The organism is Geodermatophilus sp. SYSU D01045 (assembly GCF_054050295.1).
This window is the reverse complement of sequence record NZ_JBJGZB010000016.1, coordinates 129,018-139,523: the sequence shown is the minus strand read 5'-3', so window position 1 is coordinate 139,523 and position 10,506 is coordinate 129,018. Positions and strand designations below refer to the sequence as shown.

The following is a 10,506-nucleotide window of genomic DNA, read 5'->3' as shown; positions in this document are numbered from 1 at the left end:
CCCCCCCCCCCCCCCCCCCCCCCCCCCCCCCCCCCCCCCCCCCCCCCCCCCCCCCCCCCCCCGCCCCCCCCCCCCCCCCCCCCCCCCCCCCCCCCCCCCCCCCGGGAGGGGCGTGCGGGGTCAGTCCATCGTCACGAAGTCGATGAGCTCCTCGACGCGGCCGATGAGCGCGGGCTCGAGGTCGGTCCAGGTCCGCACGCGGGCCAGGATGCGCTGCGCCCACACGTAGCCGGTGTCGTCCTCCCAGCCCAGGCGGCGGCAGACGCCGGTCTTCCAGTCCTCGCCCTTCGGCACCTCCGGCCAGGCGCGGATGCCGACGACGGAGGGCTTGACCCCCTGCCAGATGTCGATGAACGGGTGGCCGACGACGAGCGCGTGCTCGCCGGTGACCTGCTCGGCGATCCGCGACTCCTTCGACCCGCGCACCAGGTGGTCGACCAGCACCCCGAGCCGCCGGCCCTGACCCGGGCGGAACTCGCGGACGATGCCCGGCAGGTCGTCGACCCCGTGCAGCGGCTCCACGACCACGCCCTCGATGCGCAGGTCGTGGCCCCAGACCTTCTCGACCAGCTCGGCGTCGTGCTTGCCCTCGACGTAGATGCGGCCCTCGCGGGCGACGCGGGCGCGCGCACCGGCCACGTAGGTCGAGCCCGAGGCGCTGCGGGTCGGCGTCACCGGGCCCTCCGGCGTCGGGCGCACGAGCACCACCGGGCGCCCGTCGACCCAGAAGCCCGGGCCGAGGGGGTAGGCGCGGACCTTCCCGAACCGGTCCTCGAGGTGGACGACGTCCTTCTCGCAGCGCACGACGGCACCGACGAACCCCGAGCTGGGGTCCTCGACGACGAGGTCGCGCTCGGCGGCCACCTGCGGCGGCGGCTTCTTGACCGTGCGGGGGTGCACCAGGTTGTCGTAGGGGGAACGCGGCGGCACGGTTCCCAGGAGAGCCGATGACCGCGCGCGAGCCCGGCAGACGCGCCGAGCGGGCCGTGTGAGGTCGCGTCGCGACACGCCCGGGCGACCGGCTGATTCCAGAGAGTCACGGGACGTCGCGATGGGTCGACGACGGCGGGGGATGCACGGATGCCCCGTTGACCTGCGGAAACGCGATCCCGGCCGCCGGAACCCACGCGACCGGCGCGGCACACGCTCAGCCACCGAAGCGTCCCAATCGATCTCCGTCGTTTCGCTCCGCCGAGCCCGGTCACCCATTAACCCGACCGTCACACCACAGCTCAGATGGGAGCGAGAGCGACGATGATCGGCACCGACACCATCAGCCGCGTGATCGGACAGGACGTCTACGACGAGGCCGGCGAGAAGATCGGCTCGGCCTCCGAGGTCTACCTCGACGACGAGACCGGTCAGCCCGAGTGGGCCACGGTGCGCACCGGTCTGTTCGGCACCAAGGAGTCCTTCGTCCCGCTGCGGGACGCCGACCTGACCAACGACGGCCTGCGCGTACGCGTCAGCAAGGCCCAGGTCAAGGACGCCCCGAAGATCGACACGGACGGGCACCTGTCCCCGCAGGAGGAGCAGGAGCTGTACCGGTACTACGGCCTCGGCTTCGGCTCGGGCACGCAGACCACCACGCAGACCACGACGGACGTCGGCACCGCCGGCACCTACTCGATGGACCAGAGCCGGTCCCAGCAGGACCTGACGACGGCCGGCACCGGCACCGTCCGGGACCGCGACCGTGACGGCGTCCACGACGACGTCCGCGGCGCCGTCGGCCACGACACCTCGGGCCCGACGACCGACAACGCCATGACCCGCTCCGAGGAGCACCTCAACGTCGGCACCCAGCGCGTCGAGGCCGGCCGGGCGCGGCTGCGGAAGTACGTCGTCACGGAGAACGTGACCCAGACCGTCCCCGTGTCCCACGAGGAGGTCCGGGTCGAGCGCGAGCCCATCACCGACGCCAACATCGGCAACGCGATGGACGGGCCGGCCATCTCCGAGGAGGAGCACGAGGTCGTCCTGCACGCCGAGCGCCCCGTGGTGTCCAAGGAGGCCACGCCGGTCGAGCGCGTCCGCCTCGACACCCAGACGGTGACCGAGCAGCAGCAGGTCTCCGAGCAGGTGCGCAAGGAGGAGATCGAGGTCGACGGCGGCACCACGGGCGTCGCCGGCACCACGACCGGGACGACCACCGGCACCACCGGGGACGACCGCAGCCTCGTGCAGAAGGCCAAGGACGCCCTGGACCGCGACAACGACGGCAAGATCGGTCGCTGAACCGGTAACAGCACCACGGCCCGGTCCTGACCGGGCGCACCAGACGGCGGTGGCCGGCCGGAGACGATGACTCCCGGCCGGCCACCGTGACGTCTGCAACCGTTGCGGGCACCGGGACCGTGGCGTGTCGCGCACCTGCGCAGGTGGGATGCTCGGCGGCGTGACCGAGACCACGACCGAGCTCCCCGGGACCGGCGCCCTGCCCGGCGGACCCGACGAGCTGGCCGCGGCGCTGCGCGGGACCGGCTACCTGCCCGACGAGGGCCTGGCCACCGCCGCCTACCTGGCGCTGGTCATGCGTCGCCCGCTGTTCCTCGAGGGCGAGGCCGGCGTCGGCAAGACCGCCCTGGCCCGGGCGCTGGCCGAGGTCACCGGCCGCCCGCTGTACCGCCTGCAGTGCTACGAGGGCCTGGAGGCCAGCCAGGCGCTCTACGACTGGGACTTCGGCCGCCAACTGCTGCACCTGCGCGCCGCGGAGGCCGCGCACGCCACCGGCGACACCGAGGCGCTCGAGGCCTCGCTGTACGACCGCCGGTTCCTGCTCGCCCGCCCGCTCCTCCAGGCGCTGGAGGACTCCCCGAGCGTGCTGCTGGTCGACGAGGTCGACCGCGCCGACGACGAGTTCGAGGCCTTCCTGCTCGAGGTGCTGTCGGACTTCACCATCTCCATCCCGGAACTGGGCACCGTGCGCGCCGAGGTGCCGCCGCTGGTGGTGCTCACCTCCAACCGCACCCGCGAGGTGCACGACGCGCTCAAGCGCCGCTGCCTCTACCACTGGCTGCAGCACCCCGACTTCGACCGCGAGGTCGCCATCCTGCGCACCCGGCTGCCCGAGGTCACCGAGCAGCTGGCCCGCGAGGTGGCCCGGGCGACGGCGCAGCTGCGGACGCTGGACCTGCTCAAGCCGCCGGGCGTCGCCGAGGCGATGGACTGGGCCACCGCGCTGCACGCTCTCGGCGCCCGCGACCTCGACCCCGACCTCGCCGCCCGCACCCTCGGCGCGGTGCTCAAGTACCGCGAGGACACCGACCGGGTGCACGCGCTGGCCCGCGGAGCGCTGTTCGGTGGATGAAGGACCCCGTCCCCCTCACGCCTCGCAGGCTCGGCGCGAGCCTCCGGACGGGGCCGTTCCAGCACGTCACCACGTCGTCGCCGTCGTCCTGGGGTTCGCCCGGACGCTGCGCGCCGCCGGGGTGGCCGCCTCCCCGGACCGGGTCGAGGCGATGCTGTCGGCGGTGGCGGTGCTCGACGTCCTCGACGCCACCGCCGTCTACTGGGCCGGGCGGCTGACGCTGTGCTCGGGCCCGGACGACCTCGACCGCTACGACGCCGCCTTCGCCGCGTACTTCGGCGGCGAGGCGCCCCGGCGGCCGACGGCCACCGGTCCGGCCGCCCCGCCGCGGATCGCCGTCACCGCCCCGCTGGACCAGGGCAGCGGCAGCGGCGAGGAGGGCGAGGACCCGGCGGACCTCGCCGTCGCCGCCTCGGCCGACGAGGTGCTGCGGCACCGCGACGTCGCCGACCTGACGCCGGCCGAGCGCGAGCACCTGCGGCGGCTGTTCGCGCTGGTGCAGCCCGCGGCACCGATGCGCCCGGCCCGCCGCCGCCGGCCGGCGCCGCACGGCGCGGTGCACCCGGCGCGCACGGTGCGGCGGGCGCTGCGCGACGGCGGTGAGGTCACCCGGCTGCTGCACCGGCGGGCGCGGCCGCGGCCGCGGCGGGTGGTGCTGCTGGTCGACGTCTCCGGCTCGATGAGTCCCTACGCCGACGCGCTGCTGCGCTTCGCGCACGCCGCGGTGCGCGCCCGGCCGGCCTCGACCGAGGTGTTCACCATCGGCACCCGGCTGACCCGGGTGACCCGCGAGCTGCGGCTGCGCGACCCGGACCGGGCGCTGGCGGCCAGCGGCGGCGCGATCCCCGACTGGTCCGGGGGCACGCGGCTGGGCGAGGTGCTCAAGGCCTTCCTGGACCGGTGGGGACAGCGCGGGACCGCCCGCGGCGCCGTCGTCGTGGTGTGCAGCGACGGGTGGGAGCGCGGCAGCCCCGACCTGCTGCGCGAGCAGATGGCGCGGCTGCGCCGGCTCGCGCACGCCGTCGTCTGGGTGAACCCGCACAAGGGCCGGGCCGGCTACGAGCCGCTGACCGGTGGGATGCAGGCGGCGCTGCCGTCGGTCGACGCGTTCGTGTCCGGGCACAGCCTGGCCGCCTTCGAGGAGCTGTCTGGGGTGATCTCGCGTGCGTGAGGTGCTGGACGACCTGGTCGGCTGGTGGCAGGCCGGGGAGACGGTCGGGATGGGGACGGTGGTCGCCACCTGGCGGTCCGCGCCGCGGCCGGCGGGGGCGGCCATGCTGGTCGGTCCCGACGGGACGGCGGTCGGCAGCGTGTCCGGCGGCTGCGTCGAGGGCGCGGTGTACGAGGAGGCGCGGGACGTCGTCGAGTCCGGCGTCCCGACGCTGGAGCGCTACGGGGTCAGCGACGACGACGCGTTCGCCGTCGGGCTGACCTGCGGCGGGATCCTCGACGTGTTCGTCGAGCCGGTCTCGCGCGAGTCCTTCCCCGAGCTCGGCGAGATCGCCGAGTCGGTGGGCCGGCACGAGCCGGTCGCCGTCGTCACCTGCGTGCGCGGGCCCGAGGACCGCATCGGCCGCCGGCTGGTGCTCTGGCCCGACCGCAGCTCCGGCACCCTCGGCCTGCAGCGCCTCGACGACGCCGTCGCCGACGACGCCCGCGGCATGCTCGCCGCCGGCCGTACCGGCACGCTGACCTACGGCCACGACGGCGAGCGGCGCGGCGACGAGCTGACGCTGTTCGTCTCCTCGTTCGCCCCGCCGGCCCGGATGGTCGTGTTCGGCGCCATCGACTTCGCCGCCGCCGTCGCCCGGGTGGGGGCGTTCCTCGGCTACCGGGTGACCGTCTGCGACGCCCGCCCGGTGTTCGCCACCGCCCGCCGCTTCCCCGACGCGCACGAGGTCGTCGTCGAGTGGCCGCACCGGTACCTGCAGGCCGAGGTCGACGCCGGGCGCATCGACGAGCGCACCGTGCTGTGCGTGCTCACCCACGACCCGAAGTTCGACGTCCCGCTGCTGGAGGTCGCGCTGCGGCTGCCGGTCGCCTACGTCGGCGCGATGGGCTCGCGGCGCACCCACGACGAGCGGCTCGAGCGGCTTCGCGAGGCGGGGCTGTCCGAGGCCGAGCTGGCCCGGCTGTCCTCGCCGATCGGCCTGGACCTGGGGGCCCGCACGCCCGAGGAGACCGCCGTCTCGATCGCCGCGGAGATCATCGCCGGGCGCTGGGGCGGCACGGGCGAGCGGTTGAGCGGCACCGCGGGGCCGATCCACCACACCGCGGAGCGCTGAGGGTCGTCCCCATAGCGGAAGAGGCATACCGTTCCCGGTGTGCCGCCGCCGCGCCGCAGCCGCTTCCCCGGCCTGGAGGACCGGGGTGAGCGCCGGCGCGGGCTGATCGAGGAGCTGGTCCGGCTCCGCCGGGAGAGCGAGCTGAGCCAGACGCAGGTCGCGGCGCGCATGGGGACGTCGCAGTCCGCCGTCGCCCGCCTGGAGAGCGGGGAGCTGGACGCGCGGCTGTCGACGCTGGAGCGCTACGCGGCCGCCCTGGGCCGCACCGTCGACTGGCAGGTCCGCACGTCCGAGGAGGCACGATGACCCGTCCCTCAGGCACCTGGCCGCCCCTCCCGCCGGAGCCCCCGTTCCCGCTGCCGCCGCCCGACCACCCGCGCAGCCCGTGGCAGCCGCCGCCCCGGCCGCCCGCCGTCCCCGGGCAGGGCGCGACGACGATGTCCGTCGTCGTCGGCTCGCCCGACTGGCTGGCCGAGCGGCTGGTCGAGCACCGGATGGTGACGCTGGCCGGCGAGCTCGACGCCGACGCGGTCAACCGGGCGGTCGCCGAGCTGGCGTTGCTCGACGCCGACGGCGACGACCCGGTGCACCTGCGCCTCTCGGGCGTGAGCGCCGACCTCGACGCCGCCCTGACCCTCGTCGACGCGGTCGACCTCATGGGCGCCCCGGTGCACGTCACGTGCCTCGGCACGATCGCCGGCGCCGCGGTCGCCGTGCTCGCGGTGGCCGACCGGCGCACCGCCGGGACCCACGCCCTGTTCCAGCTGACCGAGCCGCGGGCGCCGGGCAGCGGCCTCGGCCGGGACGTCGAGGTCCTCGCCGCCGAGCACGCCCGGCGGCTGCGCCGGCTGCAGGAGCGGCTGGCCGGGGCCACCGGCCGCGACGTCGAGCAGGTCGCCGCCGACATGCGCGCCGGCCGCCTGCTCTCGACCGAGGAGGCCCGCGAGTACGGGCTGGTCGACCGCTGACGGGAGGACCCGGTGCCCCCGGTGCTCGGCGCGGGCCCCTGCACCGGGGCCGGGGAGCGCGGCGGGCGCGGGATCGATGATCGACCGGTGAGCGTGGAGCTGGGGTATCGCTACGACGTCGAGGTGGTGGGGCTGCTCGTCTCGCCGGTGCACCGGTACGACGGGCGGCCCGGCGGCGTCGTCCCGCCGCAGGACGGCGACCGGGTGGAGCGGGTGGAGGTGCGCGCGGGGCACGGCATCGTCGGCGACCGCTACGCCGGCCGGCCCGCGCACCGCGACGCCGCCGTCACCGTGCTCGCCGCCGAGTCGGTCGAGGCGCTGGCCGCCGAGCTCGGCGCCGGCCCGCTGGACCCGCTGCTCGCCCGGCGCAACGTCGTCCTGCGCAGCGCCGAGGTGGAGGCCCTGCGCGGGGAGGTGTTCGCCCTCGACTGCGGCGAGGGCGTGGTCGTGCTGCGCGGCGGGCGGCCGGCCAACCCGTGCGCCTGGCTGGACACCGTGCTCGCACCCGGCGCGCACCGGGGGATGCGCGGCCGCGGCGGGGTGCGCTGCGCCCCGCTGACCGACGGCGTCCTGCGGCTCGGCCCCGCCGTCCTCACCAGCGCCGTCCCGCTCGACCCGGCCCGCGCCGGCGAGGCCCGCCGCGTGCTGCCGCGGCCCCGTCCGTAACCTGCCTCACAGCCACCGCCGTGCTCAGAGGGGAGCCGCGTGACGCCGACCGTGCCGCACCCGGTCATCGGGCTGCGCCGCGAGCGCGAGGTGCTCACCGTCGCGCTGCGCACCAACCGGCACGTCGTCCTCGAGGGGCCGCCGGGCACCGGCAAGTCGACGCTGCTGCGCGCGATCGCCGCCGAGGCCGGCCAGGAGGTCGTGTTCGTCGAGGGCAACGCCGAGCTGACGCCGGCCCGGCTGATCGGCCAGTACGACCCGGCCGCCGTCCTGGCCGAGGGCTACGTGCCCGGCAGCTTCACCGACGGGCCGCTGCTGACGGCGATGCGCGGCTCGGGCCTGCTCTACCTCGAGGAGCTCAACCGGATCCCCGAGGAGACGCTCAACGTCCTCATCACGGTGCTCACCGAGGGCGAGATCACCGTGCCGCGGCTCGGCCACGTGCGGGCGGCCGCCGGCTTCCGGCTGATCGCGGCGATGAACCCGTTCGACGCCATCGGCACCGCGCGCGTCGGGCAGGCGATCGCCGACCGCATGTGCCGCGTCGTCCTCGGCTACCAGGACGCCGCCGCCGAGCGGGCCATCGTCGCCGCGGTGACCGGCGCGCCGCCGTCGCTCATCGGGCTCGCCGTCCGGCTGGTGCGGGCCTCGCGGGAGCACCGCGACGTCCGGATGGGCTCGTCGGTGCGCGGCGCCACCGACCTGGTGCTGCTGCTCGGCGGGCTGCTGGACGTGCGCGGGCAGGCCGGGCTGGGGGTCGGCGGCGCCCGCGAGACCGCCCGCGACGCCGCGTACGCGGCGCTGTCGGGCCGGATCCGGGTCGCCGAGGGGGTCGAGCGGACGCCCGAGGCGGTCATCGACGAGATCCTCGACGGCGTGTGGCCGCCGGACGGGCCGCCACCGCCGGACGAGGAGGAGCCCCCCGCTCCCGCCGAGGGGGGTGGCGAGGGAAAAGCAGGAGGCCCGCCGGAGTTCCCGGCGGGCCCTGACCCCTCCTCCCCGCGCCGCGACCGCCGCGGCGGGGGCGGCCGCCGGCAGACCGGCCGCCGCGAGATGGCCGCCCGCCACGACGCGTTCGAGGAGGTCAGCCCGGAGGTCGGCGAGCTCGACGAGGAGGCCTTCGCCGAGCTGATGGCCCAGGACGCCGACGCCGCGGCCGCGCTGCTGACCGACCTGGCCGCGGCCACCGACCGGGAGCTGCGCGCCGCCGCCCGGCGCCTGGCCGGGCGGGTGTTCGTGCAGGTCGGCCGGGTGGGCCGGTCGCGCACCCGCGGCACCCGGCGGCTGGTGCCCGACCGGCACGGCGACGGCGACCTGGACCTCGACCGCACGCTCGACCGGTGGGACGTCGGGACGCCGCTGCAGCCCGGCGACCTCGTCACGCGGCGGTGGACCGGGCACCGGCGCGCGGTCTGCCTCGCCGTCGACACCTCCGGCTCGATGACCGGGCTCGGGGTGGCGATCGCGGCGGTGGCGGCGGCCGGCGTCGTCCTCACCGGCGACGAGCGGCTGCGGACCAGCCTGATCACCTTCGGCCGGGACGTCGACGTCGTGCAGCGCCAGGGGCAGCGGCGGGCCGCGGAGGACGTCGTCACCCACCTGCTCGGCCTGCGCGGGCACGGGACGACCGACGTCGCCGGCGCGCTGCGGGCGGCCCGGCTGCAGCTGGCCGCCGAGGTCGCCGACGAGCGGGTGGTCGTGCTGCTGTCGGACTGCCTGCACACCACCGGCGACCCGCCGGAGACCGCGCTCGCGGGCATCGACCGGCTGCACGTGCTCTGCCCGCTGCCCACGCCCGAGGCCGAGACGGCGGCGCGCGCGCTGGCCGCGCGGGGCGCGGGGACGGCGCAGATGGTGCGGACGGTCCGGGACCTCGGCCCCGCCCTCACCCGCCTGCTGGGCTGAGGTCGCCGGCTGCCGCGTCGATCACCGGCAGGACGGACGGCTGATCATCGGACGCGTGCACGCAGCCGATGGTCACCAGGGCCGGACCGGATGGGCCGCTCCCCGTGCCCGCCGGGGACGCCGGCGGGCACGGGGACGGCGTCAGCGGTCGGAGTCGCCGTAGACGACCATCCCGCGGATGTTCTTGCCGTCGCGCATGTCCTGGTAGCCCTGGTTGATGTCCTCGAGCTTGTACTTCGTGGTGGCGAGCTCGTCGAGCTTGAGCTGGCCCTCCTGGTAGAGGCTGAGCAGCTCGGGGATCGCCGCCCGCGGGGCCAGGCCGCCGAAGATGGCGCCCTGCAGGTCCTTCTGCAGCAGGGTGAGCTCGAACAGGCTGAGCTTGACGTCGGTGTTGGCGGCGTTGCCCATGCCGGTGACGACGGCGCGGCCGCCCTTGCCGGTGAGGCTGAGCGCGGTCTGGATGTCCTCGCCCTGGATGTCGCCGACCGTGATGATCGTCTTGTCGGCCATGCGGCCCCACGTCAGCTCGTTGACCTTCTCGGTGGCCTCCTCGGCCGACTCGAACACGTGGGTGGCGCCGAGGTCCATCGCCCACTCGCGCTTCTTCGCCACCGGCTCGATGACCATGACCCGCTTCGCGCCGGCCGCCGCGGCGCCCTGGACGGCGTTCATGCCGACGCCACCGGCGCCCATGACGACGACGTTCTCGCCCGGCCGCACGTCGGCGACCTTGGTGGCCGAGCCCCAGCCGGTCGTGACGCCGCAGCCGACCAGCGCGGCGATCTCCAGCGGGATGTCGGGCTCGATCTTGACGACCGACGCCTGGTGCACGGTCATGTACGGCGAGAACGTGCCGAGCAGGCACATCGGGATGACGTCCTTGCCGCGGGCCTGGATGCGGTAGCTGCCGTCGGAGATCGAGGTGCCGGCCAGCAGGTTGGCGCCGAGGTCGCAGAGGTTCTGCATCCCCTTGGAACACGGCGGGCACTGGCCGCAGGCGGGGATGAAGGCGGTGACGACGTGGTCGCCCTCCTGCAGCCCGGTGACGCCGGGGCCGACCTTCGTGACGACGCCGGAGCCCTCGTGCCCGCCGATGACCGGGTAGAAGGCGACCGGGGTGCCGCCGGTGACGAGGTGCTCGTCGCTGTGGCACAGCCCGGAGGCGGCCAGCTCGACCTGGACCTCGCCCTCCTTCGGGTCACCCAGCTCGATCTCCTCGACCGACCACTCCTCGCCGACGCCCCACAGGATCGCGCCCTTGGTCTTCATCCGGTGTCCTCTCGGTCCGGCCCGCCGTCGTTGGCGGGCAGCCTGGTGGGCACACCCCGCTGGAGTGTGCGCCGGGCCACAGACTCACCGCGGCACCGGGTGC

The 10,506-nt window shown here is 75.9% G+C and carries 10 protein-coding genes; 8 read left to right on the top strand and 2 right to left on the bottom strand.

What is annotated here, in order from left to right; all coding sequences use genetic code 11:
• Positions 1–120: 120 nt before the first annotated feature.
• Complete coding sequence (locus ACI798_RS15275; protein ID WP_456942485.1) at positions 121–930, bottom strand: DUF3097 domain-containing protein; 810 nt, start codon at positions 928–930, stop codon at positions 121–123.
• A 324-nt stretch (positions 931–1,254) separates the two neighbouring features.
• Here ACI798_RS15275 and ACI798_RS15270 point away from each other — a divergent pair, with 324 nt between their 5' ends.
• The 8 genes from ACI798_RS15270 to ACI798_RS15235 all read left to right on the top strand — a co-directional run bounded on the left by ACI798_RS15270 (position 1,255) and on the right by ACI798_RS15235 (position 9,134).
• The gene (locus tag ACI798_RS15270; protein WP_456942486.1) at positions 1,255–2,238 is read left to right on the top strand and encodes a PRC and DUF2382 domain-containing protein; all 984 of its coding nucleotides are present in this window, start codon (positions 1,255–1,257) and stop codon (positions 2,236–2,238) included.
• Positions 2,239–2,398: 160 nt separating this feature from the next.
• Entirely contained in the window at positions 2,399–3,310 is a 912-nt protein-coding gene (locus ACI798_RS15265) for an AAA family ATPase (RefSeq protein WP_456942487.1), read from the top strand.
• Positions 3,311–3,431: 121 nt separating this feature from the next.
• Complete coding sequence (locus ACI798_RS15260; RefSeq protein WP_457048299.1) at positions 3,432–4,481, top strand: vWA domain-containing protein; 1,050 nt, start codon at positions 3,432–3,434, stop codon at positions 4,479–4,481.
• On the top strand, positions 4,474–5,595 hold the full coding sequence (locus ACI798_RS15255; RefSeq protein ID WP_387991691.1) for an XdhC family protein: 1,122 nt from the start codon (positions 4,474–4,476) through the stop codon (positions 5,593–5,595). The genes ACI798_RS15260 and ACI798_RS15255 overlap by 8 nt, the downstream gene beginning before the upstream one ends.
• A 39-nt stretch (positions 5,596–5,634) precedes the next feature.
• On the top strand, positions 5,635–5,901 hold the full coding sequence (locus tag ACI798_RS15250; protein ID WP_456942489.1) for a helix-turn-helix domain-containing protein: 267 nt from the start codon (positions 5,635–5,637) through the stop codon (positions 5,899–5,901).
• Positions 5,898–6,563: an ATP-dependent Clp protease proteolytic subunit gene (locus tag ACI798_RS15245; RefSeq protein ID WP_456942490.1), complete on the top strand. Its 666-nt coding sequence runs from the start codon at positions 5,898–5,900 to the stop codon at positions 6,561–6,563. The genes ACI798_RS15250 and ACI798_RS15245 overlap by 4 nt, the downstream gene beginning before the upstream one ends.
• An 87-nt stretch (positions 6,564–6,650) precedes the next feature.
• Complete coding sequence (locus tag ACI798_RS15240; RefSeq protein WP_456942491.1) at positions 6,651–7,229, top strand: MOSC domain-containing protein; 579 nt, start codon at positions 6,651–6,653, stop codon at positions 7,227–7,229.
• Positions 7,230–7,268: 39 nt separating this feature from the next.
• Positions 7,269–9,134 (top strand): AAA family ATPase, encoded by a 1,866-nt coding sequence (locus ACI798_RS15235; protein WP_457048298.1) that lies wholly within the window; start codon positions 7,269–7,271, stop codon positions 9,132–9,134.
• Between the two features lie 141 nt (positions 9,135–9,275).
• Here the strand turns inward: ACI798_RS15235 and ACI798_RS15230 are convergent, their stop codons facing one another.
• Positions 9,276–10,403: an NDMA-dependent alcohol dehydrogenase gene (locus ACI798_RS15230; RefSeq protein ID WP_456942493.1), complete on the bottom strand. Its 1,128-nt coding sequence runs from the start codon at positions 10,401–10,403 to the stop codon at positions 9,276–9,278.
• Positions 10,404–10,506: the final 103 nt, after the last annotated feature.

Coding starts and splice junctions, on each gene's coding strand:
- ACI798_RS15230 (WP_456942493.1), bottom strand. CDS start 10,403: ATGAAGACCAAGGGCGCGATCCTGTGGGGCGTCGGCGAGGAGTGGTCG.
- ACI798_RS15270 (WP_456942486.1), top strand. CDS start 1,255: ATGATCGGCACCGACACCATCAGCCGCGTGATCGGACAGGACGTCTAC.
- ACI798_RS15245 (WP_456942490.1), top strand. CDS start 5,898: ATGACCCGTCCCTCAGGCACCTGGCCGCCCCTCCCGCCGGAGCCCCCG.